This window comes from Pseudobacteroides sp. (genome assembly GCF_036567765.1).
In the GTDB taxonomy this organism is placed as follows: Bacteria; Bacillota; Clostridia; order Acetivibrionales; family DSM-2933; genus Pseudobacteroides.
Window position 1 is genome coordinate 133,273 of sequence record NZ_DATCTU010000121.1, and the last position, 26,335, is coordinate 159,607.

Consider the following 26,335-nt stretch of genomic DNA (forward strand, 5'->3'; position numbering starts at 1 on the left):
TCATAGCGACGCTCTTTTAATTTGTGTTATGCTTACCAGCCCAAAGCTTGCTATTAAAGAAAAGATAGATATTGCAGGGTAATGATATCTGCCGGCCACTTCAAGAATTATATGTGCTGATGCTATACCTAGAGCTAACAGGATAAGCAAAAGAGATTTGCTAACTTCTTTTCTCTTTAACAAACATGCTACCCCGATTGCACTTAGTATAAGCATTGCATAATAATAATAATTGGACACCTTTACCAATAGCCTTTCATACTTTTCATAGCTCATACGTGAAGGTTCACTTTTGTTCAGCCCTGCTTTTATATAGACCAAACTGTCGTGATCAACCACCCACATGGTCTTAAATTTATTGTAAATCAAATTTATATCGGTTTTAATTGAGTACTGTTTTACTCTATCTATTGCCATACCTATTAATTCATTATGGGTTTCTTGAGGCGTACTTCCAGGCTTTTTAATCAGCTCCATCAATGTATTTGCATCTTCAATATTCCATGATCCCTCAGATTTGTAATTAACTCCAACATATATGTTAAATCCGGCCGGAAACTTAGGTATATCTTTTTTTACAGCTGAATTTATTAGTCCGGTTACTCCGGAGCTAAATAATGTATAACCTATAAACAAGGCAGCTAAACATGCTGCTTTTGATAAAAGTGCTGATTTCAATATGACAAAATTCTGTTTGTAAAAAACTAAGTAATAAATCGCCATAGCAGCTAACATAATAATCCCAAAAGGTCTTATTGAATTTGTTACGGCACATTCCATTCCAAGTATAATAAACATTATAATTGTAATACCAATGCTGCTTTTTGAATCCAGAATTCTTATGAACAGGTAAACAGAAAGCAGCAGCAGGAATGTATATAATGCCTCTGTAGATATTAAAACTACATAAAAAATCTGAGACGGCCAAAATACCATTATCAGGGCTGCAAAAATCCCTACCTCATTTCCAAAAATTCTTTTTCCTATTATATATATTAGCACTGTAATACCGCAGCATATTAAAACGTTTAAAATTTGTGCAACTATAACTTCTGAACCGAAAATTTTATAGAATACAGATAGGAAACTGGAATATCCTAAATAGTGAGGAAATAACGATATGTATGTATTCCCGGCAACTTTTCCTTTTATGACCAAGTCGGCAAAACTGTGGTATGCTAAAAAATCGGATTGAGGTAATACATTGACCAAACTAATCCATATAGCCCTTGGAATCACGGTCAGTATCATCAGAATAAAAACAGATAGCTTTGTCCCGAATATATTGATTTTCTTTACTACCTTTGATGTTAAGTAAATTAAAAGTCCAACACCAATAAAGACCGAAATAATAAAGATAGCCCATTGGATTGTGGCAGTGTTTGAATTTGGTGAAAAAAAGCTTCCCAGTGGCCTTTCCTTAATAATTATCACAAAATCAGCAAGCAGGAAAGCACCGAATATAATATATAAAGCTAGTGCAAGCTTTTTATTAACATTTTTCAATAACATAAACCCTTGTCTCCTGTATAATTTATTACTTATTCTATACTAAATGCTTGATAAATGCAACATTGTAAGGCACTGCTGGAAATACCGGCACAGCATACATTGTAGAGATAATCTATAGCATTAAGTTCTATATCCAATTACACAAGTCGTCAATTTTTTACTATATTTTACATCGAAGACACAAAGGTTAAAATAGACTCGAATTTTATTGGTGTAAGTAGTTTTTAATTGTTTTGATTTTTATAAATAATCCTTTTAAGGTTGTTGGTGCTAGCAGTAATGGATTTGGTCTAAATCCTTCCCTGCAAAGCATCGGTATGGTTTTTCACCCTCCCCTTGTCATGATTGCATACTCCTTATTTTTTGCTGCGTTTGCGTCAAATCTATATGAAATACTTTATCATTCAAATCAAAAAATACAAATTACGAGAAACATTGCACTAGATATTAACAAAGGCACTCCCGTATTGGGAATGCCTAAGCAGTAACTATTTTTTAATTGTAAACTTACTAACAAATTGCGAAAGCTCATTGGCTGTATCCTTCATTTGAAAACTTGATGTATTTAAATGTTCTGTCATTTTTGAATGGGATTCTGCTGAAGCGGCAACTTCCTGGCTGCTTGCTGCTGTTTCTTCCATTATTGCAGATAGTTCATCAATCATCTCAACAATTTTAATTTTCTTTGATTCCATATTCTTACTATGAAGAAACACTTCCTCAACCCTTGCCTTAGTATTTTGCATTGCATTGGAAATGTTGTTAAAGATCTTATCCGCATCGGTTGAAGAAACCGTTTGTTCTTTCAAAACCTCATTAATCTCAATTATCATTTTACTAATATTTTCTGAATTTTTCTTTATTTCATTTACAATTATATTAATTTCATTTACTGATGATGAAGACTGCTCTGCTAATTTTCTTACTTCATCAGCAACAACGGCAAAACCTTTTCCCATATCTCCTGCTCTTGCTGCTTCAATGGCAGCATTTAAAGCAAGCAAATTGGTTTGTTCTGCAATCTGAGATATTGTTTCAGAAACTTTGCTTATTTTTTCTACCCCCAGGTGAGAATCTAATACGATCTCATTAATTTTTGCTGAAAAATTACTATTTTGTATTGTCTTCACTTTAAGATCATTAACTGTTTCTAGACCTTTAGCCTCTAAATCTTCAGTAATTTTTATCTCTTTATCAAGAAGATTTGCCGAATTTATAACACTCTCAATTATTGAAGCAAGCTCCCTAACCTGACTTGCACCATCACTTACATCCTTTACTTGCTGTGAAGTACCTTGGGCAATTTGTTCAATAGCACTTACTATTTCTTTGTTCAATCTGTAGTTTGTATTTGTTGCTTCTGAAAGCTCAACAGATGAATTTGTTAATAGGTTGGCTGTTTCGTTTATTTTATTTATTAATTGTGATAAATTGGAAGACATCTCAAGTATTTTTGCTCCTAGATAGCCTAACTCATCTTTTGATTCAATTTGCAAGGAAGAAGTAAAGTCTCCTTGAGAAATCTTATTAACAAAATCGCCAAGCCTTTTAATTGACCGAACAATTCTTCTTGATGTGAATATAATAATAATCCACAATATAAGAACAATGAACAATGTCTGACCCAATGCAGCTATAATCGAATTGGTTATGTCCTGAATCACATAGAATTTTGTTGCAGTTAATTCTATTTTCCCAATCTTTTCTCCATCCTTGGAAATATCACTGCTCAATACAGGCATTAGATTTGAACCTTTATACGGAGTACCTGTCTTGGATTTTTTAAAAATAGATTTGCCTTTGTTATCAAAAATCTCAGCACTTCCTACTTCATTATTTTCCATCAAGGCATTACCAAAAGCTTCAATGCCAAGTGTATTGAATTGCCATAGCGGATCAATCAATGACATTTCTGCTATTCTTATAAGGCCTTGTGTTCTTTTTTGTAGGTTGTTAGTTTGAGAGTTAAAACTTATGAATCCATTTATTAAATTTGATAATACTAAAACTGTTATAACTGAAATAACAATCGGAATTGAGAACTCTAAGGAAATCTTTTTAAGCTTAAAAAAACTCAATGTTATTCCTCCTCCAGTAAATGATTCTTTAAGTATTAGATCGGGACTAATAAAAGTGATCTGAGATATTATTGTTAAGGATCACAATAATATCTCATCATTGGACTATCAGAATATAAAATATTCACTTTGGGGAATGAATAACAATTATGGTTACAATTTAGAAGTATCAATAAATTGGGATAGCAAACTATTATATTCTTTTTCCAGATCCATGCCGTTTGTAACTTCATTGTATTTATTGGCAATATCACTGGCTGCTTTAGAAAACACTACAAAAAATGGAGCTTTCTCTTCTGGAAGATTCAGTATCTTCACATCATTCTCCATACCTAACTGTTTTACAACACCCAAAAGAGCTGCTTTATCTGGAGCATAGACAGCATCAATACGTCCGGCAACAAGTTTTTTCAGATTTGTTTCATGATAGTTGCTTGCAGTTGTATTATCAAATTTAATTCTGCTATCTTTCATAAAAGGACTGACAAAACTTTTTTCAGCATAACCAATTTTTAAATTAATAATTTCATCAACTTTCTTTATTTCATTGAGAGGATTGTCTTTTTTTACCACCATTGCAGTTTGACTCTGAAAATATGTTTTGCTAGAACATATTGAAATTTTCTCTCTGTCAGGATTTCTTGTTAAAAGGGCAGAGGCAAAAGCTTTTGTATTTGCTTCAAAATTGGAAGTCTGTCTTGGAATTGCTGAAGATTCTTTGTCCCATACAAATTTGATATTCATTTTTGGAGCAATTTGTTCTTCAAGTAGTTTGTAAGCAGCACCTGTCAATTTGCCAGTTTGTTTGTCCATATAAATGTGCGGAGGATTATCAAACCAGGAGACTTCAATTTCATTAATTGCTTTTTCACCTTTTACAACTTCCTTTTGCTTATCACTATTTGCAGCACTGCTTTGGGGTTCATTATTTACTTTTGCTACGGGACTAGCTAGTGACTCATTGTTTTTTTCGTCACTACTAACAACTTCACTGCTTCCACAACCTGAAAATGCAAAAATAAGTGCTAAGATAATCACAAAGTAAATATACCTTCTCATTATATCATTCTCCTATTATAATTTTTACAGATTATATACATTAATGTATCTGTATTAATTAAATTATCGGATTATAATTAAAGGTTAATTATAGTTAATTTTTATTTGAGTATAGGAATTCCGGTATATTCTTTAGATACTACTTTCCATAACGGCTGCGGCCCTAGATTATTCCCAGTTCTCCAATTCGGTGTTGCTGGATATTTTTCATTCAACCAATCACAACCATCAATAACTTTTCCACCTGGGGTATCTTCCATTATGGTACCTTTATTGCGTTTTGCAACCTCACGTGCAATTTCTTTATCACCACTCCAAAAATGTGCTTTATTAGGTTTTGATAAAAAATCAAAGTTTTTAGCATATGCTTCGAAATCTCTGTCTAATAATTGTTGGAAAGCCTTTCGTGCATCTACTTCAGAAGGAACATGCTTTTTTTTAACCAAAAACTTATCATATCCTCTAGCATCAAAAACACTTAAGTTATCTCTATATGGGTTGCTCTTTTCAGCACAATATCCGCTTGGGTCATAATACTTGTTAGGATTGTTATTAACATAACTGTAGAGATTTAATCCATCACCACGATAAGTGCCTTCTTGTGTAGACCTTCCCACCACTGGATTATAGAATCTTGCTCTCAAATAATACTGGCCTGTAACCTGATCGTACTGTTCACCTGCATGCCTGAATCTATTCTGCACCTTCTCAACAGCTTCAACTGTATTACCAAACGTATCATACTGATACCGATTTACTACTTCTCCATTACCACTGATTAATGCCGTTACACCACCGTGGCCCTAATTCTCAACTAATTTAGCTGCGATTATTTTCATAAGCCCTCCATTTAAGAACCTTGAATTTTATATATTTTCATGACAACATATATAAAAGTCCTGTAAAAACAAGGCCTATATATATACCATTATGCATTTTCCATTTCGGAAACTGTTGGTTTTATGTACTTCTATAATTTCCACACCGTTGTATTCGCATAACTTTCTGAGTATCATACCTATTTCTTTTCTCAATTTACCATATATAACCTTTCTCCTATACTTCGGTATAGCCTTTTCTACTCACTCCAGCATAGCTGGAGGTTTAGCAAATTTTAATTAAACGTTTTAGACTTTCACCATATCTAGGACTCTCTTTCTTTTGTTTTTTGGAATGAAGAGGTATGATATAATATGATTAAAAGAAAGTAGCTTGATATTGCATACCGCTGCCAAGCAGCAAAGCTTGGCTGGTTGGTCATTCCGCTACGCTCCATTGCTCGCCCATGCAACCTGGGTCAACGCGGTAGGTTTTCAAGGAAAAATTCCTAAAAAAGTTTCTTAAAAAACAAACTTTTTGGAGGAATTATATAATATAGATTGAGATGATATGTATGAAAAATAACGACTTTGAATTCAATAATATCTCTAAGTTAATAGAGCGAGATAGACATATTCGTATCCTTTCAGATTTTCTAAAACAGTTGCATACTGAAAAGCGTGGGATATTAAGAATTGTTGCAAATCATGGTTCCGGGGCAACAAGCTTTCTTAATATAGCTTCTATTAGTGCTCTAAAGCTTAATTATGAAATTATCAATATAAATGAATATAATAATGATAAGACAATAGATAAATTAAAAACTTGTAATACAAATAATCTCCAATATTTCAAAAGTCCCTTATATGAAAGAGTAATTAATAGTAAAAAAGATGGACAAATCATAATAATTGATAATATTGATCAAATTGATAAAGATATTCTAAGTAATCTGAATAAGCTATTATCTAGTGAAACAAATTTTGTTTTAGCTCTGATTTATTCAACAATTTCCAATCTAACAACAAATGTTGATTATATTGATATCCCAATTTATAAGACCATATTTTTGGAGCCGTTGTCACCAAAAGGACTCCATCAATTGCTAAATAATGTACTTGTTTGGGACAAACCTCCTAATATTTTACTTGAGTACCTTTATAACAAGACAAAAGGAATGCCTAAATATATAATGAGTGAAATTGAATTTCTGATTAAAGAAGAAATACTATTTCATGACAATAATAATGGCTGGAGTGTAAATGAAGAGTATTTGTCAACTTTAGTAAATAAGATAAATAGAAATAATTATTTTCCAAAAAACAATTTACCAGCTGAGACAACCGAATTTGTTGGGCGTAAAGATGAGATCAGGGAAATTTGCAGTTTGCTTGAAAAAGCCCGACTTGTAACACTTATTGGCCCTGGAGGCATAGGAAAAAGTAGGTTATCGCTTAAGGTTGCTTTATTATGTCTTTCCAAATTTACAGATGGGGTTTTTTGGATTTCTTTATCCCAAATCACGAGAACAGAACTATTGATATCCAACATTGCAAAAATCTTAAATATAGTTGAAATAGAAGGACATAACACATTAGACTACATTAAAAGCACTTTGAAAAATAGAAGACTTCTAATTATTCTTGACAATTTTGAGCAAATTATTGACTCTGCCCCGGTATTATCAGACCTTCTATCCACAGCAGCTAATTTATCATTACTGGTAACAAGTCGTCAACCATTGAAAGTTTATGGAGAACATTTATTTAATGTTCCGCCCCTTGAAATTCCTGATCCGCACAGTTGCGTTACTGTTGAGTTACTGGAAAAACAACCGGCCGTCAGATTATTTTTAGCACGTGCCCAAGCCATTAAAAACGATTTTAGTATTACACAGGAAAATGCTTCACAGATAGCAGATCTATGCCAATTCCTTGAGGGAATACCTCTGGCCATTGAACTTGCAGCAGCAAATATTGCACAAATCTCCATACAAACAATGCTTAACCAAAGTCAAAATCGCTTAAGCTGGCTTATATCAGAATCTAATAGTTTGTCCGATCGTCAGCGTACCATGAAAAACACTATTGAATGGGGATATAATCTGCTTAGCACTAATCAAAAAAGAATTTTCATAAGGCTTGGTGTTTTTAAAGGAAAGTTTAATATAAAGGCTGTATCAGCTGTAATAAACAAAAATAATGATATTGAAAATTTATATGAGGATCTATTGTCATTAACAAATAAAAGCATCTTGACGCTAGATTCAGAATTTGAGGAAAGGGATAAAATATGCTTCAATATGCTTGAAATACTCAGGGAATATGCGGTTTTGTTATTATCAACAGATAGTGATGAAAAAATAATAAAAGAATGCCATGCAGATTATTTTTTTTCTTATGTTATTGATGCTGAAAACAATTTTTATTATTCAAACCATCAAACAAGTCTCATTATGGTGGATCAAGCATATTTAGACATTATTTGTGCCTTGGAGTATTATAGGATAACAGATTGTCTGGAAAAAGAGTTAGAACTGGCTGTAGCAATGGGTTATTACTGGGAGGCACGAGGCTATTGGAAAAAAGGTCAAAGCATATTCAAATCATTAATTCAAAAACAGGATAATTCTTTAAATGCCAATTGTTATATTAAAGCATACCAATGGTTTGGCAGATTTGTTTTTTTAAATGGCAATTATGAGGAAGCAGTAAATATTTTCGAACAAGGTTTGAGATTAGCAATGGAAAGAAATGATCTTATAGGCGAAGCTTCAATTAGGTATAATTTAGCTTTGACGTATAATATATCAGGCAATTTAAAATATGAAGTGGAATTATTGAATCAAAGTTTAAGTGTATACCGAGAAGCTTGTTACAAGCGTGGTATTGCAGAGGTCCTTCAAGAGCTTGGGCAGGTTTATTACTTTAAAGGATCATATGATGCAGCAGAGATGTATTTAAATGAAAGTCTTGATATATACAAAGAATATAACGACAGATACGGTATATTAAGGACATATGGAAGGATGGGCCTGGTTTTAAGGGGTAAGGGTGAGTTTGAGCAGGCAATGCAAATGCTTCATAGATATCTTTTAGCTTGTGAAGAAATAGATGATAGAGTTGAAATGGCATTTGCGTTAATTAATATTGCAGAATTGGCACGATCCCAATGTGACTATGTAGTAGCAGAGAGTTATTATTTGAGAGGGTTAAATCTTGGATATGAACTGGGATATATAGCTATAATAGCATCTATAAAAAAAGACTTGGGCGAAATATATCATTATAAGGGGAATATCAATAAAGCATCTAAGTTATTTGACGAAAGCTTAACAATACTAGAAGAAACAGGTTATAAGGGAGATGTGCCTTGGGTATATCGTAATATGGCTGAGTTGGAATTAGCAAGGGGAAATTATTTAAAAGCTGAGGAGTTATTTTTAATAGGATTAAAGTTTTATATTGAGATAAAGCAAAACACTCTTAGTTATATTTTTCTGGTATTTGAGGGTCTTGCTACTGTTTCAGCAATGCTTGAGGATTACAATCGAGCTGCTTGTCTTTATTCAGCAGCAAACAAGTTATTCCAGACAGTAGGAAATCTGCTTGCTATTAATGACATAAATTCATTCAATAACAGGCTTAATGCTCTTCACTCCAAGATGGATGCAAGTGCATTTGAAACTTCATGGAATGAAGGACATAGTATGAGCCTTGAACATGCGATAGGATATGCTTTGGATGATAACAAATATGATAGAACAATGGCAAACAAAATGATTAATTATATAAATGAAAATTATGAAAAAGATATTTCCCTTAATGAAATATCTGAATATTTCAATATGTCTACTTCATATCTTAGTACAATGTTTAAATACTATACAGGTCAGAATTTCAAGGATTATTTAAATTTATGCAGGGTTAAAGCATCTAAAGAGCTAATGAAAAAAAATAGCAGCTTAAAAATCAATGAAATTGCATCAAAAGTGGGATGTAATGGTTCTGTGACTTTTATTCGTATGTTTAGAAAATACGAAGGCATGTCCCCTGGACAATATTATTCCAACCTTAAAATAAATGAAAAAAAGTAAAGTACATTTCAAATATTCAAATTTTAAATTTTTATCAAAAAAAAATATAATGAATTGAAAATAATGCTAATGGATACTATTGGCATGCTTAATATAAAATTATTGTAAGAGGTCTAAATAAATTACGACAAAAATCTTACATTACGTTATGCATGTAGCCAACGATTCAAGGATACTTGCGAAAACGGAATTTAATAGATTTTTCGTAATTTGTATAAATTTTAAAATTTAAAGAATAATTTAGGGGGATATTTCATGTTTAAGCAAAAAAAACTTTCTATTCTGACAATAATAATATTGTTAACAAGTGTAACTTTATTCCCGACTGCTGGAAGCTATGCTGTTAGTGACCTAAAAGTTGGTGCTTGGATAGGTGAACAACCTACTGATCAAGGAGTCAAAGCATTTAATCAGTTGCAAAACAGAAATCTAGATATAGTTCATATGTTTGTGGACTGGAGCACTAATTTTGATTCCATAAGAAATAATGTAAATTCTGCATCTGCAAACAATGCAATTTTATTATTTACATGGGAACCTTGGGAATACGATACAGTTCAGATTATGAATGGTAACGCTGACAACTATATTAAAAAAATGGCTCAAGATATGAAGTCGTATGGAAAAGAAATTTGGTTAAGACCTTTGCATGAAGCCAATGGTGATTGGTATCCATGGGCTATAGGCTATAAAAGCGGTAAAAATACAAACAGCACATATATATCTGCATTCAGGCATATTGTAGATATTTTCAGGAATGAAGGCACAAATAATGTAAAATTCATATTCAATGTAAACTGTAGTAATGTAGGACCAAATACCTCTTTTACAGGAATTTATCCTGGTGATAATTATGTAGATTACAATTCCATAGATGGTTATAATTGGGGAACTACACAATCATGGGGAAGCACTTGGCAAACTTTTGATCAGATTTTTTCAAGTGCATATAACAGCTTGAAAAACTATAATAAGCAAATTTTTATAGCTGAATGGGCTTCCACAGAAATAGGAGGAAACAAGGCACAGTGGATTACCGATTCTTTTAATACGATTAAATCATCATATGATAAAATTTTCGCACAAGTTTGGTTTAGCCACAATAAAGAAACTGATTGGAGAATCAACTCAAGTGAATCGGCTCTATCTGCATATAAAAATGCTATAAAGAAAACAAGTTCAACAAGTACGCCTACTAATACTCCTACTAATACACCTACTAATGTGCCTACTAATACATCTAGCAGGGTTGTCCAAGACATTAATATGGATGGTGTTGTAAATATGGCTGACGTATTGCAGATAGCTATTGCTTTTAATTCAGTTAGGGGAAATCCTAATTATAAAACAACTTTAGATTTAAATAACGATGGTGTAATAAACATGAGTGATGTAATTATGTGTGCTGTTAAGTTCAACACTATTTGCTTGTAATTTTCTGCAAAACAATAATAATATAGCAAGACTGAAATTTTGCAAAGCAGCGTGAATTCATATACAAGGCCAGAGAAAGTATGCGATAATACTTCTATTGTATACTTTCTCTAGTCCGACCCTACAAGCCTACAATGGCATCGTTAAAGCTATTCATAAAACTCAATAACTCAGCTGGAAAAAATCATAATAATTTTTATGTTTTATCATGATGCTCTATTATCTTGCATCAATTTCTGCTACCACAGATAATATGTAAATTTTGTATTACAAAAAAAAACAGATTAAATCAACGAAATAATTATCTGTATTATGGATTTTGAACCTAATGTAATTCTATAGTGTCAGGCAGTATGAATTTGACTAATAAAAGCCAACTCCAACATTTACTTATAGTTTTACCAATTATAAAATATTGTCATAAATATGGAAAGGGGAGTTGCAAATGTTAAAGAAGGTTTACGCATTAGTTATATCGTTGGCTTTGGTAAATATTCTTGTTGGGAATTTTAGTTTTGCTGGAGAAACCAAAAATCCTGGATTTAAGATCTCCGGTTATGTAGATTCAGATTTTTCATATTCAAAAACTGCTTCACCTTATGTAAAGTCAGGCTTTAAAATTGAGATATGCGGAGGTAAATATAATGATTTAACTGATGAAAGCGGGTATTTTGAAATCATATTACCTGCTGATACAGATAATTAGTAAACCTGGTTATTTAACAAGAACTCTGGAAAATATCTTTTCATATTATTCTGAAATATTTTTTTTAAGCAATCCAATCAGTCTGCTAGCAGGTGATATGCCAATAAACGGAAAACAGGATGGCGTTATTAATATGGGCGATCTAATAGTAATGGCTAAATCCTTTGGTAAAATAAAGGCAGATGCAGCATTTGACGAAATAAGTGATTTGAATAAGGATGACATCATCAACATGGCTGATATTGTTATTACTGCCAAATCATTTGGAAAGACTGTATCAGACTATCCCGAAATTCATATGCCAATACCTACAGAAACCCGTAACCCAATGCCCACACCAACAGTTACACCATGGACTTCAAGTTCGGTTACCCCAACACAGACCCCAACACCTAATGATATGTGGGTACCATGCCAACTGGCGAAAGATCAGATAAATGTGTCTGTAATGAAAGGTCAGGATGGCCTATTATATGGAGTTGTTAATATGACTTTCCCCGATAGCGGATATAGAGTCTTTTATTATGATGATGTAGTTAGATATACTGATTTCAATACAGGTAAAGTAGTGGATATGGCTAATGATACAGGGCCAAAAGTGGAAAGATGGACAGGTAATGATCCTACGATAATGACAAAGAAAACATTGGTTTATAAATTGCCTGAAGAGACAATAATTGATAACTTGGATGAAGAAGTTTTCACATTTAAATATAATTTGGATGACAGAATATCAATCCGATTTGACCCGGATTTTGAAATTCCGTTGTTAACTTATTGTAATGATCCTAAGGAAGATTGGATACAGTGCCAGCCTTCAAGTGACTGGATAAATATATCGGTATCCAAAGCAACTGGTGAATTTCATAGTGAAGGCTTATATATTGTAAATGTAGAGTATAATTTTCCTAATAGCGGATATAGAGTTATCCATCCCGATTATTTGTACTATGCAGGTGCAGTTGCGTCTACGCAGCAGGATGGAACTGGGAGGATAGTATTTAAGCCTTTGATTGAACCCACTATAATAAAATGGGCTGGTATAAATGATAATGTGCCAACTAAAATTGAAGTAAGATATGGTATTACTATAAAACAGGGGAATAGTAATACCAAGTATATATTTTCAGTAGAAACCGGCTTGGATACTGTCTCGCAGGAATTTACTCCTGATATTTGGTCAACGCCAGTAAATTCTTCATTTAAAGCAAAATCGGTATCTGCGGGTCATAGCACAACTGTTGCTCTACAGGAGGATGGAACTATTAAGGTCTGGGGACATGAAGGTGATGGCCTTTGTAATGTACCAAAAGGAATAGGTCCAATTAAGGCGGTTGCTGCTGGTGAACGCCATATTGCAGCTCTTAGGGAAGATGGTACTATTGCTTTGTGGGGGGATAATTCAGCTGGGCAATTGAATATGCCCGAGGTACTCAAAAATATAACTGCCATCTCATCAGGAATGTTGCATACAGTGGCATTGAAAAAGGATGGGACAGTTGTTTCGTGGGGAGGAAATGAAGAGTTTTATCGTCTTATGCCGGAAGGACTTAATAATGTTAAGGCTATTTCAGCTGGGGCATATCATAGCCTTGCACTAAAAGAGGATGGCACGGTTGCTGCATGGGGGAACAATTATGAAGGCCAATGTGATGTTCCTGCAGGGTTAAAAAATGTAAAGGCTATTGCAGCAGGGGCTCAGCATTCAATCGCATTAAAGGAGGATGGAACTGTAGTTGTATGGGGAGGTAATGGAAGAAGAGATATTCTTACAATCCCTGAAGGCCTGAGTAATGTGAAGGCTATTGATGCCGGCGAATGGTTTACCATAGCAGTTATGGAAGATGGGAATGTGGTTGCATGGGGAGATAATTCTCTTGGTAAATGTGAAATCCCAAATGGATTAAACGATATTAATTATATAGATATAGGTATTAATCATACAGTGGTTATAAAGGAAGATGGACTCATTACTGTATGGGGAGATAACAGTTATGGCCAATGCAACATTCCGGAAGCACAAAATTAAAAATATAAATAGAAAATTGTAGAGATACCCAATTTTATAAACGAATTTACCCAGCTGCTATATGGCTCTAGTACCAACCACTTAGCAGCTGTTAATTACCTTTTGCATGGTTGGAATTATGTTTGAAGCTGCCCATTGACATCCAGTATATCCTATAGCCGGACCATAACTTTTTCCCTCATAAAATAGCTGTAATGAATCGCCCAAACTTAAGATAATTTTAGCTTATACCCTGCATCCGTTTTTGGAATATAAGTAACTGTATAAGATTCCGTGCCTTATTTCATCAGTAATAATTCCAGTAAGGATATTGATTTGCACCCTGTCCTGCAATGCATAGAGTATTCGCCTGTATTTTCTCACAGCATTTTGTTCTCCTTTAAGTGCCCTTTTTATACCTTCGCAGTAGGAAGCAGGCTTCTCAAAGGTTACATCCTGTGGCGGCGGCAGCATCTGTCCTGTCAATTGAAAATAAACCTGTCTGAAAAGGCTAAAATGTCGGATTTCATCATCGCGAATCCCCATGATTATTTCTTTGTCCTCTTCAGAAGGTGCGTTTTCAATCAGGTACTGGTAAAACATTCTGTCTTCTGTCTCCCCTGCAACAGCTGCCTGGATTAGCTCTAATGCTCCGGGAACGTTTTGGGGATAAGTGTATTCTTCTAATCCAGCCATGTTTTGGGGATTATTCGTCATTTGATATTGTACAGGTGCCATCATCTCCGGTGCAATTTGCTGCATCATATATTGATTTCGCATCATGCAAGGCGACATATAGGAAATACAGCTATAACTCTGCATAAAAAATCCTCCTTATAACTTTACATAATATTCTATGCAGGGCAGATAATAAAGGTTCTTATGAAAGGATTATAGATGTCCTTATCGAATACAGGAAGTAATTATGTTTTCTATTCTCTCAACAATTTTAAAATACTGTTCCTGAAGAATTGCCGACAAGCCAAAGGAATAATCAATCTTATATGGTTCAACACCAATAAACAGTCCTTCAATGATTTTATCTGTCATCTCAATTTGGCTGAATAAATGAAAATCATGAGCTGATATTGGACGTATGGGATTTTTAAAGACTTGCCCTAAAGGAATGGCTCTTATAGCTCCTGGCTCTTTATCAAGACAAGCTGCATCCACAATGACTGTATATGATGCCTTTTGGATATGATTCAGACAGAAGTAAATATCGGTTTCTCCAATGACGTAACGGATGCCGGGATTTGTGTTTCTTTTTTTCAACGTTTCTACGACATTCACACCAATTCCATCATCCATCATTAACAGGTTTCCGATTCCAAGTACAAGTATCTCTTTCATGGTATCACCTGTATGGCTTTAATGCACTCACCCTGTGAATACACATGGGTTGCACATGATACACATGGATCAAAGGAACGGATGATTCTTCCCAGTTCAACCGGAGTTTGAAGATTTTGTATTGTTGTCCCCATTAATGCTTGTTCTGCAGTTCCCCTCATGGTGTTATTCCCTCTTGTTGAAAGGTTCCATGCAGAAGGAGTAATTATCTGATAAAAGGAAAGTTTTTCCTTTTCAATCTTAAGCCAATGCCCAAGAGCACCCCTCGTTGTGTCAATAAGCCCAGCTCCTGATGAGGAGTTCGGAATAGTATATTCTTTCTGTACAGATACTCCTGGAATTAGATTTTCTATAAGTGTGTTTAAAATTTCTGAGATTTTCTTTGCTTCTAGAACCCTCGCAATAGTTCTATCCATAGTGGATATTCCATTTCTATATTCGCCGGAGAGCCACTGTCTTGCCAACGGTCCTACTTCATAGGGTATACCATTATACCGGGGAGCCTTTACCCAGGAATACGCCTGCCTTTTACACATATCTGCTTCCGGCACTGTATCCATTGGCTTGTATTCATCCATTTTATCCTGATACCATGAATAATCAATTTCCTCGGTTATTTCTCCCGGATTAAATACATCTACCTTCCCCTGAGAGTAGACCAAAGGGTTCACATAAAGAGTTCCCAGCTCCTTATATCCGTTAAAGCAGCCAAAGCTTAATAGGTTTCCATAGCCTCCACCGATTTTGTAATAATCACTATAATATTGGGCAATGGCGTATGCATCCGTTACCATTCTGCCGATTATAAATTGCTGTATGGTATGTAATATGGATTTGATCTTAATAATCTTATCCGTAGTTGCCTGAGTAGTAATACCACCCACAAAAATCCCATGGTTATGTGGTGCCTTGCCTCCGAGTACTGCCAGCATTTCATGAGCACTCCTGCTAATATCGAGGGATTCAAAATAATGTTCAGCTATTTCATCATTTTTGCCTTTCGGTAGTCTGAAATCATTATGATCAGTCTCATATAGCGGATATTTATCGGGCAGTCTTACGAAATCAGGTATAGTGTACTGATAAAAATGCCTTATATGATTTTGTAGGAACTCACATCCATGAAGAATATCCCGAAGATACCTTCCTTGTTCAGTTGGAACAATGCCCATCGCAGCCTCAAGTGCAAGGGTTGATGCCATGGAGTGTGCAGTGGAACATATTCCGCAGATCCGCTGCGTAAAATATACCGCATCAAGAGGATTCCTTCCCACAAGCATCTTTTCAAACCCACGGAAAAGCAGTCCCTCAGTTTTAACATCTACTACTGTATTGTTATCAATGGTTGCATCAATCTCCATAAAGCCACTGATTCTTGTGACTGGGTTAATAACAAGTCTCTTAGTCATTCCTCCACCTCTCTTGTTGTATTGTAGGTGATGAACGGCTCCATTTGATCTGGAAATCCGAACTGGGCACAGCCAATACACGGTGTGTCATCCTCGATAGGCCAGTTCACATACTGGTTCCACTTTCGTATTGGGCAGTCAATACGGGTAACAGGCCCTCTGCACCCTAACTTAAACATACAGGTGCTTTCTCCCAGCTTTTTTGCAAAAATCCCTTTATCAAAAAATGACCTTCTTGGACAGCGGTCGTGGATCAAGCTGTTGTAAAACAATAACGGCCTATCCCTTTTATCAAGATCTGGCTCACCATATAGGAGAATATGTGCCAGTGTTCCTAAAAACCAGTCGGGATGGCAAGGGCAACCTGGAAGCTTTATAACTTTTCTGTTTAATACACTTTGGACACTTACACATCCAGCTGGATTAGGTTTTGCTGCAGAAACACCGCCATGAGTGGCACAGGCTCCTAGTGCTATAACATAAGAAGCCTTTTCACCCAGCATCTTGACTGCCTTAAAGGCAGTCACTGGCTCACCTTTCCAGTGGCCGATAACATTATATAGCCCATTGTTTTTAGTTGCCACCGCTCCCTCAACAGCAAGAATATACTCTTTATCAGTAATGCCCATCAATTTTCCCATAGCGGTTTCACCTTCAGCTGCCATCAAACTGTTATTATATATGAAATCTGTCATCTGTGAGATTAAATATTTAAAATCAGGATTCGCTCCATCCAAAAGTGAAATTATATTGCCAGAACAGCCTGTTAATTCTAGCCATACCAGATTCTTCTTAAACAGGGTGCCATTTTTGATTTCATCCTTCACTTTATTAAATAAATCCGATGCTGTCTGGAGACGTGCAGCATACTCGGGACAAGTTTTTACTGTATTCATCATATCAACTTCCCAACTACTTTTAATTTGCTTAATATTGGCTGACCTGCATGGCATGATGCAAATTCACTTGTCAGATCTTTTCCTGCAGTTAGGCCAAAGTGGGAAGCTGCAGCCCAAGCAGCATTATTTGTTATATCATATACTGTTCCATTTACTGCCACATAAGCAGGATTTCCATCTTTTCCGTTAAACTTTGATAATTCCTGAAGTGTAAGGTCTCTTTGGCTATGCTGGTTCTGTTGGTTCTGTTGTTGCAATGCTGTAGGGCTTACCTGCATCTGATTCATCTGGCAGCATATCGTGCCACTTATAAAATCTATCTCATTAATTTTAACCCTAAGTTGATACAAAAGCATATTTCTGGTGTATATACAGGGTGTTGCATATATTAAATTGATATAGTTTTCTGATTCTGCAGCTAATGTTTTTATTCTATGGCATATTGCATTATCATAGTGATACATGAAACTCACTCCTATAAATCTATTATTTCAATTGAATAAATATTCGTTTAAATAAAACAAAACAGATAGACATAATATAAACTATGCTGTTCTTGTTGTTTCAGTTACACTATTAGGCGTGGGGTCAAAGAGCATGTTTAGAAATTAACACAGGCACCCCCATAAATGGGAATGCCTGTGCAGTAACCAATAATGATTGAGATATTTATCTTTTTCTTCAGATACAATCATTAAAACACCTCACAGCATACTTTTAGGAATAAATTACAGATCACTTACAGTCCATTTGTACCATATCCAGAGGTTGATTCATTTGGTGAATTGAACCTATATTTATTTGTCAAAGGCATTAATTTTGATTGTCCATCTCCTTCTCAAGAGTATATAGCTGCTGCTTTAGAGCTAGAATTTGCTGGCGAATATGATCGTTTTGAGAATTGTTACTTTGCAGGGACTGACCTTGAGCAGCCGCTGTTAGAATTGCCTGCCCAATACTAACTATAAAATTGCCTAGCGAATTCTGCTGATTCAAATCAAGATTATCTACCAAAAGAATACCAAGCAATGAAGACAGTAATGAGAACTGCTTTGGCGGTAATGAAAAAAAGCATGCTGCTAGTGGATTAATACAGTTACTGTCACTACAAGAATTATTACATGGGCTTCCACAGCTATTTCCACCATTACTCATAATAATTTTCCTTTCACAATTATAAAATTAAGATTTTTTCCTTCCTCCGATTTTCTATACTACTAATATATGCCCTAAGCTGATATTGTGTAATGTTTGGGTAAGACACTGACCTTATCCCGAATTGATAGACATCCAAAATGACTATATAATAAAGTCAATAGGAGGTCAAAAAAATGTCACATAAGAGATTTGATAAAAATTTTAAAGAACGTGCTGTGAAATTAGTAATTGAAGATGGTAGGAAAAAAAGCCATTTAGCTCAGGAACTTGGTCTGCATTACTCTACATTAAATGAATGGGTAAAAGAATACGAGAAAGATAGCGTTAATGCATTTCCTGGAAGTGGAAAGTTAAAGCCTGAAGATGAAGAAATTAGGGAGCTGAAAAAAGAGAATGCAGATTTGAAAGAAGAAATTGAAATACTAAAAAAGGCGGCAGCATACTTTGCAAAGAACCAGAAATAAAGAGATTTAAGTTTATTGAAGATCACCGCTTCGAGTTTCGGGTGGCGAAGATATGCAGTGTTTTGAAAGTTTCCAGAAGCGGGTATTATGCTTGGCGTAAAAGGCCAAAGAGTAAGCGTCAGGAAGAAAATGAAATACTAATTGAAAAGATTAAAGAAATATATGAAAAGAAAAAGCATATTTATGGATATCCACGTATAGCAGAATCACTACCTTGTGATATGAAAGTAAGTAAAGGCAGGGTTTATAGACTAATGAAAGCTAATGGTCTCAAATCAAAAACTGCTAAAAAATTCAAACCACAAACAACAGATTCTAATCACAACCTTCCAGTAGCTGAAAATGTATTAAGTCGACAGTTTGTAGCAGATAAACCGTGTGAGAAATGGGTATCAGATATAACGTATATTAATACAGATGAGGGATTTCTATACTTGGGAGGGATACTTGATTTATATGATAGAGCCATTGTTGGCTGGTCGATGGAAGATCATATGAGAAAAGAACTTGTTATTGATGCTCTTAATCAAGCTATTGCAAGATTCAAGCCATCAAAAGGATTGTTATTACATTCTGATAGAGGGTCGCAGGTGCGACAAGAAGTCGCATAATATATTGCTGAAAGGCTATCCCATCCATTTGGGATAACCCTATTGTGACTAGCGTGGATAGTAACGTCTGGGTTAGAAAGCTCACAAGACAATGTGGAACTCCGAGCAGCCTAAAACTGGGAGAACTGCTAGGGTAAGAAAGCTATGGAGAACGTAAAGTGAATCATCGTAGGAATCGTTACGCTGGAGTAAGCGAAATAGGCTGATACGCTTCGACCAAAAAGGTAAGGAGTCAAGCAAAGGTGAACTGTGTAGCCAATGCGAATGGATAAAGAACTCCCGGTTTAAAGATGGCTCCTAAGGCTTTCACAATTATATATGGTGCGGAACTTGGTAAACCCTATATGCTCCTCTCATGTGAGGTATCTAACCGTAAGGGAAAGAAATGGCATAGAGGGCAGAAGATAAGGATAAAAAGCGAATGCAACTTTTGCAATGAAAGATGATAGAGGTTCAAAATTTGCCTCAACTTAAAAGAGTGCTGACTTATCCCATGGTATTTCTTGGCAGCAAAGGATTGTAAACTTATGAATTTTAGTAATTCAACGACGGATAAAACCGAGAAGCTAAAAGATACTAAAGCACTGACTTCTCAATGGGAAACTATTGACTGGATCAAAGTGCATTCAGATATTAATAGGTTACAAACTAGAATTGCTAAGGCTGTAGTAAAGGGAGATAAAAACAAAGCTAAAAGACTCCAGTATTTATTAACACATTCTCTAAGTACTAAATTATACGCTGTTTATAAAGTTACTTCTAATAAAGGCAAAAACACCTCAGGAGTAGATGGTAATGCTTTTAAAGATCCATCAATTTATATTACATTTAAAGTTCCGGAAAGTGAATTTAAAAATCTATTTACAAGTACTTGGAAAAAAGATGATTTATCAATATTCAGCTATGATTCAAATGAGAAATATCAAGGTGCTTATTCATATCAAAAAGATATGTTTACGACTTTATTTTATCATAAACCATTAGATGGATATATATAGATTGATTTTCAAGAAAGGCATCCTGGAGATTCTAAAGAGTGATTGAAAAATTTGCAGCTAAAAACTACTGCTTTAACCTTCATAATATAATCAGTACAAGACAATGAAGGAATAATTTTTAAAGAGATAACTGGTTGCTAGATAAAAAATGTCAAACTGGATTTCCATTTAACACGAAAATAAATATTTGTATAATTTCCCAATTGCAAAAAAGTTAGCCGGGCGAATTTATGCTGAAAAACTATGACACAATTGCCATATCAGATTTTTATACAATAATTCACGGTGCTATATAAGTTGATGCAAAATAATAGCATAATAAAGCAGAGAAATTGTAATGATTTTTTCCAGTTGATTTATAGAGTTTTAAGAATGGACTCTACGCTGACTTAGTAGACACTGACGAAGCGAGTCTTAGGAAAACCAATTCCCCCCACACTTTAGAAAGGCTGGCGAAGCAATGCTTTAGCATCTTTTAAGCAACTGAAAAGCTGCTAGCAGCGTTCTTGCAGAGACAAGCCAGAGAAAGTACACGATAGAAATTCTTATCGTATACTTTCTCTGGCCAAAACAAATATTTTATTTCTCGTGATAATTAATAATTTATTTTATAAACATCAGGTGATGATAGTATTAAATGCTTTAGCAATAATTATTACATCTAACATATTTATTGGACCATCACCGTTTAAGTCGTAAGATGCAATATACTGGTTGTCTCCGCGTACTGAATTAAATACCTTTGCTAATAAAATAACATCTGCCATATTAACAACTCCGTCTTTGTTCAAGTCAGGACTATTTTGATGTGTTGGTGCTGATGTACTGTTAACAAATGCTGCCATAAACACAAGAAGGGAATTCCATCCAAGAGTGTGCTCATTTGTTGTAAATTCAGCGGCACTTTCCATATAGCATTTGGCAGGAAATATCGATATGTTTGCACCATTATATTTATTAGGGCCTCCCGGCATAATTCCCTTGGGAATTCCTGCTAATCCGTCCTCGCTCCATGTACCGAATATTTCTTTAATGCAATCATCGCCATATCCAGTTACCAAGCTCTTTCTCATAGGATTAGCTCCCAGAATCCAGTTTAATGAAGAACGACCCATCATATTAATATCATCAGAATTTGTCCCCAAAATAGCGGTTCCAAGTAAAACTTCCCTGGGACAACCAAGTATTACGCTGTTACTACCCCAGTAATAATTACCGTTTTCAATTACATTACCCCAAGGATTGTTTTTTGATCTATTTAGTTTGTTATTTGCCCATTTGGTAAAACTATCTTTAAACCCGCTTTCAACATTACTGTCACGATTTGTAGCTTTCATGTAATTGTAAAATCCATTTTCCCAACCAAATGAACCATCTCCAGATTCACTTGAATAAACTTTCTTATAGTTTGACTTAACATAATCATTACAACTTGAATCGCCTGTAGCCCTATACAAAGATGCTGCAGCGAAGAACCTTGAAGATTCATCGTTGTCTGCAGGATAAGCTCCACCTGGTGCTTTAATATTATTTGGATTCTGGAGAAGAAACGCCCATCCGCTTTTAGAAGCATCTAAACACTTTTTAGCAAAGGCCGGATCATACTTCGAATATATCATTGAAGCCTGAGCTAAAACCCCGACTGCAGCAGCAGTATCATTTGTTGATTTTATATTTCCAACATTGTCTTTTTTATCCACTATAACCCTTTGACCACTTGAAAAGTTCTCTGTAAAAGCGACACAGCAATAAAAACCACCGCTTGCAGCCTCTTGCATTTTCAAAATCCACTCAAGTTCCCATCTAACCTCATCAAGTATATCAGGAACGCCGTTGCCGCTTTCAGGAATATTATTCTGCTTATCATAAAATACCTCTGGGTACATCTCATAAGCACTCAATAGATTTGATGCTGTCTGTGCCCCGGTAATTACATACTTATTAGGATCGCCGGCATCGTACCATCCTTTTGACACATCTTTTGTAATCGATGAATTGGAGGCTAAGGCACAATTAAAATCCTGCGGTGATTTATCTTTCCTTGGATAATCGGTACAATACGGAGCCGCAAGGTCTATATTGGCACGTTGATAAAACAGGTATCTTGACGCGTCAACCAATAAAGATTTATAAATGTCATTTCCTATCTTAAACCTGGGAGACTTATCTATACCTTCTACATTAACCGTAATGTAATACTCACCAGGTTGTTTGAGGTCGGTAAATATAGCTTTAAAAACCCTTTCTCCAGAATCATTTGCGTCATAATCCGCAACCAGAACCAATTGTCCGCTATAAACAACCGAGTTGTCAGAAACACTCTTTACCTGAAACTGGGTTCCGGTAGTAGCCTTAAAATCATCTTCAAATCCGCTAACAAAGGCATATTTTTCAGAAGACTCCAGAAATCCAACCTGATTTACTTTAATAGCCGGAAATGCATTTTCTTTATCAGGAGAAGTTAGTTTAAGTTGGTTTATCCAAACACAAAACGGATCCAGATTCACTTTGTCCAGAACAATAGCCTTTGCATTATATGGGTCCATGCCAAGTGATGGATCTAAAATATCCTTTAAGGGTATCTTTACGTGTTGCCACTCAGTAGTAATCGTGCAGTAATCTGTTATCGGTTTTGTTATTGTCTTCTCAACACCTGATGGACGCTCTGTTACATGATCAACTGCACCGATTACAAATTTCTCCCCGCCATTTTTACCTTTCACATTAAATTCCAGGTATCCGTTCGGAACATATCTTGATACATCATGGCAGTTCCATTCAGCCATACAAAGTATAACCGACATCCAATATGATGATAGCGTCGTTTTAAGATTAAATCTCAAAGAAGGTAGATTTTGATATGTAACTTGAGTGTCAACAGGCAAATTGCCATTTACAGTTTCCAATTCGCCTGCACCACTTCCGGACCACCCACTGACCTTATCTTTGAATACATAAAAATCTGGAAGGTTTCTCCACCCGGCAGGAGCACTTGCGTTGACTACCATCATAGGTCCGGTTGCAGTGGTACATACTACTGCGATAAAAACACAAAAAACTAACAAACGTTTTATTTTCATAAAAGCCTCCTATAATATATAGTTTAGTTAATTGTTTCTATCCTCGAAAACTTACCCTCCTTTCTGGACAAAAACTTATATTAACTATATCTCTAATTTAAAGTGCTATATTGTTATCGTCTTACAACTTAGTAATTCAAACCTATAATATCTATCTAATTCCATGAAATACTGTCAATATAAATATCCCCTGAAAATCTTTTGTCTTTTGCAGCAATTTTTACTCCTATTCTTCGAATAGGTAATATTTCATCATCCAGTACTTTTAACTTAATTGTATTCCATTTGTTTGGTGTAAGTTGGGAGTAAAAATTCCAGTTTCCAGTCCACTCCCAGTTGGCATCTTGATAAAATGCCTCAACTGCTGTTATTTCGGTGGTATCAGGAATCCACACATGAAATGTAATTGTTGTTCCATGCTTTATACTCGGATCAACTTTTGAAGTATCTATATATTCGTCTTCCCCAGATCGCATACTGATTTTTAAACTCTTAGTTCCTGCAAATGCATTATCAGAACTGTTATAAAACTCAATTGCATTTGTAATTTTAAAATCCTGCAAACCGTTTTCAAAATTGTACTGTGCTATATCAGCCTCTTTCGGTATATCAGAAGGAATTATTTTGTGCGTCGGCTTTAATGTAAAAGAAGGAGTTATATAATATGCAGGTGCTTTATATATGCCAGGAGTACCTTTTACTTTTCCAGTAACTTCAGGAGTAAATTTGGATTGTGGCGTATTGGAAACAGCATGTGTGCTCATAATAACCTGTGTGTTTGTAGCTACTGAAGGAGTCGGAATAACGGGACTATAATCAATAATTGTGTCACGGACTTTAACAGGTGTGGTTTCTTGCGAAATATTAATACTTTTTTCGTCCAAAGGGTATAATCCATTTTTGTGCAATAAATTATACAAATTACCCGACTTTACTTCTTCAATTGTTATGGAAGTCCCCTTTTCTCTTATCCTTTCATAAACCATGTATTTCCCCAAGGAAATATTTTTTTCCATAGACTTTTCCTTATAATATTCAGGAACTTTAACAATCTCAAAATTGAATTTCCGGCTATAAGCTTCATGGAGATCATATTTTAAACTTTCCAACTCAGAATCCAGTCTTTTCTCAGTATTTACCCGGCTTTTTTTAAATTCGCTGGATTTGGGATTGAGGGCTGCCGACACAAGAAGATAATTTGAGTTTTCTTTTCTTTCATTCAAATAGCCTTCTTCAATAGCTTTATCTATATATTTTTTTAACGCTTCTGCAAAAGGAATGTTTTCCAAATCTAAATTCTGTGTCAATGCATCGGCATCTTTATTTATTGGATGTACGTCCTTTACAACACTCTTACCATCAACAGCAAATTCAATACTTGGATTTATATCGACGTCAATAAAGACCAATGTTTCACTGCTATAAAAGAATTTAAAATAGCCGAAGACAAGCATCAGCAAAGCTGCAACTCCAGCAATAGCTGGCATATAAAAATTTATTCTCCTGCGTTTGACAGTCAGCATATCATTATGGGAAAAAAATACTTTTTGCCCTAAAAACATTCCTTCACTTTTTTTAATCCCCATGACCTTGCTTTCAGCAGTCAACACAACTGCTCTATTTTCTTCCAAACCAATTATTAACCCAATGTATTTCATAATGATCCACCCCTTTCTTCAAAGTGAATGGGAAATGCTCTTAATTCATCCTGATTACTTCTTAAAACCAGACAAATTGCAATAATAAATATCCTGTGATTTTCTATAGTTCTCCGATGAATCTTCAACCGTTCTACCAATTGAGATCGAGGAATTCTCTTGGTATTTATAAATTTTGTATATAAATCCTCGTTTTCCAATATCTCTTTCGCTATTCTTATGCATAGACATCTTGTATCCCTGTGTGTGGGCGAATTGCCTATTAAATCATCCCATGTTATGCCAAACGTCATTAAATTCTGCTGTAAAATCAGTATGTCTTCTTTTAGTTCCACTATTTCGTATTGATTATGTGTATTAGAAGTAAGGTATCTTTGTTCAAAGTATTCCTTATCCTCAATACTTGAAAATGGTATAGTTTTATCGTTTCTTTTTGTGCTTCTTAAATAATCAATGATCCTATGATTGATCATAATATACGAGTACCTATAAAAGTTACCTTTTCTATACAGGTCATAATGATCTATTGCTTCATTAAAAGCAGACAAGCCTATACTGAATTCTTCATCGTTTTTAATATCAATATGTCTTTTTAAAATTTTATATAGTGATTTCATAATAAAAGGCATACTTTCACTTATAAACCTGTCTCTAAGCTGCAAGTCCCCTTTTCGAATACTGCCTATTATTTCAATTATTGAATCAATAGAAAACTTATTTCTGTTTTTTAGCAAGTCCAACCCGAGCATTAAAAACCACTCCTCATTAAAAAAGGCGTATGTGTAAAATATTTTTATGTGGCTTAACTCATTAGTGTTGCAAAAAATTTTCAGCAAAAAGTCAATGTAAATTCATTACTGGTATAGCTTGCACCCATAAGAAAATAATGGGCAGTGCAAGTGAAAAAGAGAGTGACCTCTTAAGGCTGAACACTATAAAATTTAAAAACTTAATACGATTAATCTACTTTATACAACTGCAGAGCTGCTTCAA

General features: G+C 34.8%; 20 protein-coding genes and 1 pseudogene. 7 read left to right on the forward strand and 14 right to left on the reverse strand.

Annotated elements, in window-relative coordinates; genetic code table 11:
• From VIO64_RS20400 to VIO64_RS20420, 5 genes and pseudogenes are all read right to left on the reverse strand, one after another.
• Window positions 1-1,512 carry an ArnT family glycosyltransferase gene (locus tag VIO64_RS20400; RefSeq protein ID WP_331921586.1) on the reverse strand — a complete coding sequence of 504 codons (1,512 nt, stop codon included), beginning with the start codon at window positions 1,510-1,512 and terminating at the stop codon, window positions 1-3.
• A 488-nt stretch (window positions 1,513-2,000) separates the two neighbouring features.
• Window positions 2,001-3,590: a methyl-accepting chemotaxis protein gene (locus VIO64_RS20405; RefSeq protein ID WP_331921587.1), complete on the reverse strand. Its 1,590-nt coding sequence runs from the start codon at window positions 3,588-3,590 to the stop codon at window positions 2,001-2,003.
• Between the two features lie 153 nt (window positions 3,591-3,743).
• Entirely contained in the window at window positions 3,744-4,649 is a 906-nt protein-coding gene (locus VIO64_RS20410; protein WP_331921588.1) for a substrate-binding periplasmic protein, read from the reverse strand.
• A 101-nt stretch (window positions 4,650-4,750) separates the two neighbouring features.
• On the reverse strand, window positions 4,751-5,428 hold the full coding sequence (locus tag VIO64_RS20415) for an RHS repeat-associated core domain-containing protein (protein WP_331921608.1): 678 nt from the start codon (window positions 5,426-5,428) through the stop codon (window positions 4,751-4,753).
• A gap of 189 nt (window positions 5,429-5,617) precedes the next feature.
• Window positions 5,618-5,719: pseudogene (locus VIO64_RS20420) on the reverse strand (transposase); the annotation flags it as partial.
• Between the two features lie 323 nt (window positions 5,720-6,042).
• On the opposite strand from VIO64_RS20420, the gene VIO64_RS20425 reads away from it, so the two are divergent.
• The 4 genes from VIO64_RS20425 to VIO64_RS20440 all read left to right on the forward strand — a co-directional run bounded on the left by VIO64_RS20425 (window position 6,043) and on the right by VIO64_RS20440 (window position 13,733).
• On the forward strand, window positions 6,043-9,564 hold the full coding sequence (locus tag VIO64_RS20425; protein WP_331921589.1) for a tetratricopeptide repeat protein: 3,522 nt from the start codon (window positions 6,043-6,045) through the stop codon (window positions 9,562-9,564).
• 255 nt (window positions 9,565-9,819) lie between these two features.
• The gene (locus VIO64_RS20430) at window positions 9,820-10,998 is read left to right on the forward strand and encodes a glycosyl hydrolase (RefSeq protein ID WP_331921590.1); all 1,179 of its coding nucleotides are present in this window, start codon (window positions 9,820-9,822) and stop codon (window positions 10,996-10,998) included.
• A gap of 445 nt (window positions 10,999-11,443) precedes the next feature.
• The gene (locus tag VIO64_RS20435) at window positions 11,444-11,704 is read left to right on the forward strand and encodes a hypothetical protein (protein ID WP_331921591.1); all 261 of its coding nucleotides are present in this window, start codon (window positions 11,444-11,446) and stop codon (window positions 11,702-11,704) included.
• A gap of 97 nt (window positions 11,705-11,801) precedes the next feature.
• Entirely contained in the window at window positions 11,802-13,733 is a 1,932-nt protein-coding gene (locus tag VIO64_RS20440; protein WP_331921592.1) for a hypothetical protein, read from the forward strand.
• A 225-nt stretch (window positions 13,734-13,958) separates the two neighbouring features.
• Here the strand turns inward: VIO64_RS20440 and VIO64_RS20445 are convergent, their stop codons facing one another.
• The 6 genes from VIO64_RS20445 to VIO64_RS20470 form a co-directional block, all read right to left on the reverse strand.
• Window positions 13,959-14,534 carry a ferritin-like domain-containing protein gene (locus tag VIO64_RS20445; protein ID WP_331921593.1) on the reverse strand — a complete coding sequence of 192 codons (576 nt, stop codon included), beginning with the start codon at window positions 14,532-14,534 and terminating at the stop codon, window positions 13,959-13,961.
• Between the two features lie 81 nt (window positions 14,535-14,615).
• A complete protein-coding gene (locus tag VIO64_RS20450; RefSeq protein WP_331921594.1) occupies window positions 14,616-15,065 on the reverse strand; it encodes a hydrogenase maturation protease in 450 nt (149 codons plus the stop codon).
• Window positions 15,062-16,474 (reverse strand): nickel-dependent hydrogenase large subunit, encoded by a 1,413-nt coding sequence (locus tag VIO64_RS20455; protein ID WP_331921595.1) that lies wholly within the window; start codon window positions 16,472-16,474, stop codon window positions 15,062-15,064. Before VIO64_RS20455 ends, VIO64_RS20450 begins: the two co-directional genes overlap by 4 nt.
• On the reverse strand, window positions 16,471-17,370 hold the full coding sequence (locus VIO64_RS20460) for a hydrogenase small subunit (RefSeq protein WP_331921609.1): 900 nt from the start codon (window positions 17,368-17,370) through the stop codon (window positions 16,471-16,473). The genes VIO64_RS20455 and VIO64_RS20460 overlap by 4 nt, the downstream gene beginning before the upstream one ends.
• Entirely contained in the window at window positions 17,370-17,837 is a 468-nt protein-coding gene (locus VIO64_RS20465; protein ID WP_331921596.1) for a cytochrome b5 domain-containing protein, read from the reverse strand. The genes VIO64_RS20460 and VIO64_RS20465 overlap by 1 nt, the downstream gene beginning before the upstream one ends.
• Before the next feature lie 349 nt (window positions 17,838-18,186).
• Window positions 18,187-18,528: a hypothetical protein gene (locus tag VIO64_RS20470; protein ID WP_331921597.1), complete on the reverse strand. Its 342-nt coding sequence runs from the start codon at window positions 18,526-18,528 to the stop codon at window positions 18,187-18,189.
• Between the two features lie 176 nt (window positions 18,529-18,704).
• Here VIO64_RS20470 and VIO64_RS20475 point away from each other — a divergent pair, with 176 nt between their 5' ends.
• The 3 genes from VIO64_RS20475 (at window position 18,705) to VIO64_RS20485 (ending at window position 20,604) form a co-directional block, all read left to right on the forward strand.
• Window positions 18,705-18,995, forward strand: coding sequence for a transposase (locus VIO64_RS20475; protein WP_331921598.1), 291 nt, complete (start codon window positions 18,705-18,707; stop codon window positions 18,993-18,995).
• Window positions 18,996-19,009: 14 nt separating this feature from the next.
• Complete coding sequence (locus tag VIO64_RS20480; RefSeq protein ID WP_331921610.1) at window positions 19,010-19,606, forward strand: IS3 family transposase; 597 nt, start codon at window positions 19,010-19,012, stop codon at window positions 19,604-19,606.
• 527 nt (window positions 19,607-20,133) lie between these two features.
• Entirely contained in the window at window positions 20,134-20,604 is a 471-nt protein-coding gene (locus tag VIO64_RS20485; RefSeq protein ID WP_331921599.1) for a reverse transcriptase N-terminal domain-containing protein, read from the forward strand.
• A 617-nt stretch (window positions 20,605-21,221) separates the two neighbouring features.
• Here the strand turns inward: VIO64_RS20485 and VIO64_RS20490 are convergent.
• From VIO64_RS20490 to VIO64_RS20500, 3 genes are all read right to left on the reverse strand, one after another.
• Window positions 21,222-23,684: a glycoside hydrolase family 9 protein gene (locus VIO64_RS20490; protein ID WP_331921600.1), complete on the reverse strand. Its 2,463-nt coding sequence runs from the start codon at window positions 23,682-23,684 to the stop codon at window positions 21,222-21,224.
• Between the two features lie 155 nt (window positions 23,685-23,839).
• Window positions 23,840-25,342 carry an anti-sigma factor domain-containing protein gene (locus VIO64_RS20495; protein ID WP_331921601.1) on the reverse strand — a complete coding sequence of 501 codons (1,503 nt, stop codon included), beginning with the start codon at window positions 25,340-25,342 and terminating at the stop codon, window positions 23,840-23,842.
• Window positions 25,339-26,091 carry an RNA polymerase subunit sigma gene (locus VIO64_RS20500; protein WP_331921602.1) on the reverse strand — a complete coding sequence of 251 codons (753 nt, stop codon included), beginning with the start codon at window positions 26,089-26,091 and terminating at the stop codon, window positions 25,339-25,341. The genes VIO64_RS20495 and VIO64_RS20500 overlap by 4 nt, the downstream gene beginning before the upstream one ends.
• Window positions 26,092-26,335 lie beyond the last annotated feature (244 nt).

Excerpts from the sequence above, each read along its gene's own strand:
- VIO64_RS20400 (WP_331921586.1), bottom strand. The coding sequence starts at position 1,512 with ATGTTATTGAAAAATGTTAATAAAAAGCTTGCACTAGCTTTATATATT.
- VIO64_RS20410 (WP_331921588.1), bottom strand. The coding sequence starts at position 4,649 with ATGAGAAGGTATATTTACTTTGTGATTATCTTAGCACTTATTTTTGCA.
- VIO64_RS20425 (WP_331921589.1), top strand. The coding sequence starts at position 6,043 with ATGAAAAATAACGACTTTGAATTCAATAATATCTCTAAGTTAATAGAG.
- VIO64_RS20430 (WP_331921590.1), top strand. The coding sequence starts at position 9,820 with ATGTTTAAGCAAAAAAAACTTTCTATTCTGACAATAATAATATTGTTA.
- VIO64_RS20435 (WP_331921591.1), top strand. The coding sequence starts at position 11,444 with ATGTTAAAGAAGGTTTACGCATTAGTTATATCGTTGGCTTTGGTAAAT.
- VIO64_RS20440 (WP_331921592.1), top strand. The coding sequence starts at position 11,802 with ATGCCAATAAACGGAAAACAGGATGGCGTTATTAATATGGGCGATCTA.
- VIO64_RS20445 (WP_331921593.1), bottom strand. The coding sequence starts at position 14,534 with ATGCAGAGTTATAGCTGTATTTCCTATATGTCGCCTTGCATGATGCGA.
- VIO64_RS20450 (WP_331921594.1), bottom strand. The coding sequence starts at position 15,065 with ATGAAAGAGATACTTGTACTTGGAATCGGAAACCTGTTAATGATGGAT.
- VIO64_RS20455 (WP_331921595.1), bottom strand. The coding sequence starts at position 16,474 with ATGACTAAGAGACTTGTTATTAACCCAGTCACAAGAATCAGTGGCTTT.
- VIO64_RS20460 (WP_331921609.1), bottom strand. The coding sequence starts at position 17,370 with ATGAATACAGTAAAAACTTGTCCCGAGTATGCTGCACGTCTCCAGACA.
- VIO64_RS20465 (WP_331921596.1), bottom strand. The coding sequence starts at position 17,837 with ATGTATCACTATGATAATGCAATATGCCATAGAATAAAAACATTAGCT.
- VIO64_RS20470 (WP_331921597.1), bottom strand. The coding sequence starts at position 18,528 with ATGAGTAATGGTGGAAATAGCTGTGGAAGCCCATGTAATAATTCTTGT.
- VIO64_RS20475 (WP_331921598.1), top strand. The coding sequence starts at position 18,705 with ATGTCACATAAGAGATTTGATAAAAATTTTAAAGAACGTGCTGTGAAA.
- VIO64_RS20485 (WP_331921599.1), top strand. The coding sequence starts at position 20,134 with ATGAATTTTAGTAATTCAACGACGGATAAAACCGAGAAGCTAAAAGAT.
- VIO64_RS20490 (WP_331921600.1), bottom strand. The coding sequence starts at position 23,684 with ATGAAAATAAAACGTTTGTTAGTTTTTTGTGTTTTTATCGCAGTAGTA.
- VIO64_RS20495 (WP_331921601.1), bottom strand. The coding sequence starts at position 25,342 with ATGAAATACATTGGGTTAATAATTGGTTTGGAAGAAAATAGAGCAGTT.
- VIO64_RS20500 (WP_331921602.1), bottom strand. The coding sequence starts at position 26,091 with ATGCTCGGGTTGGACTTGCTAAAAAACAGAAATAAGTTTTCTATTGAT.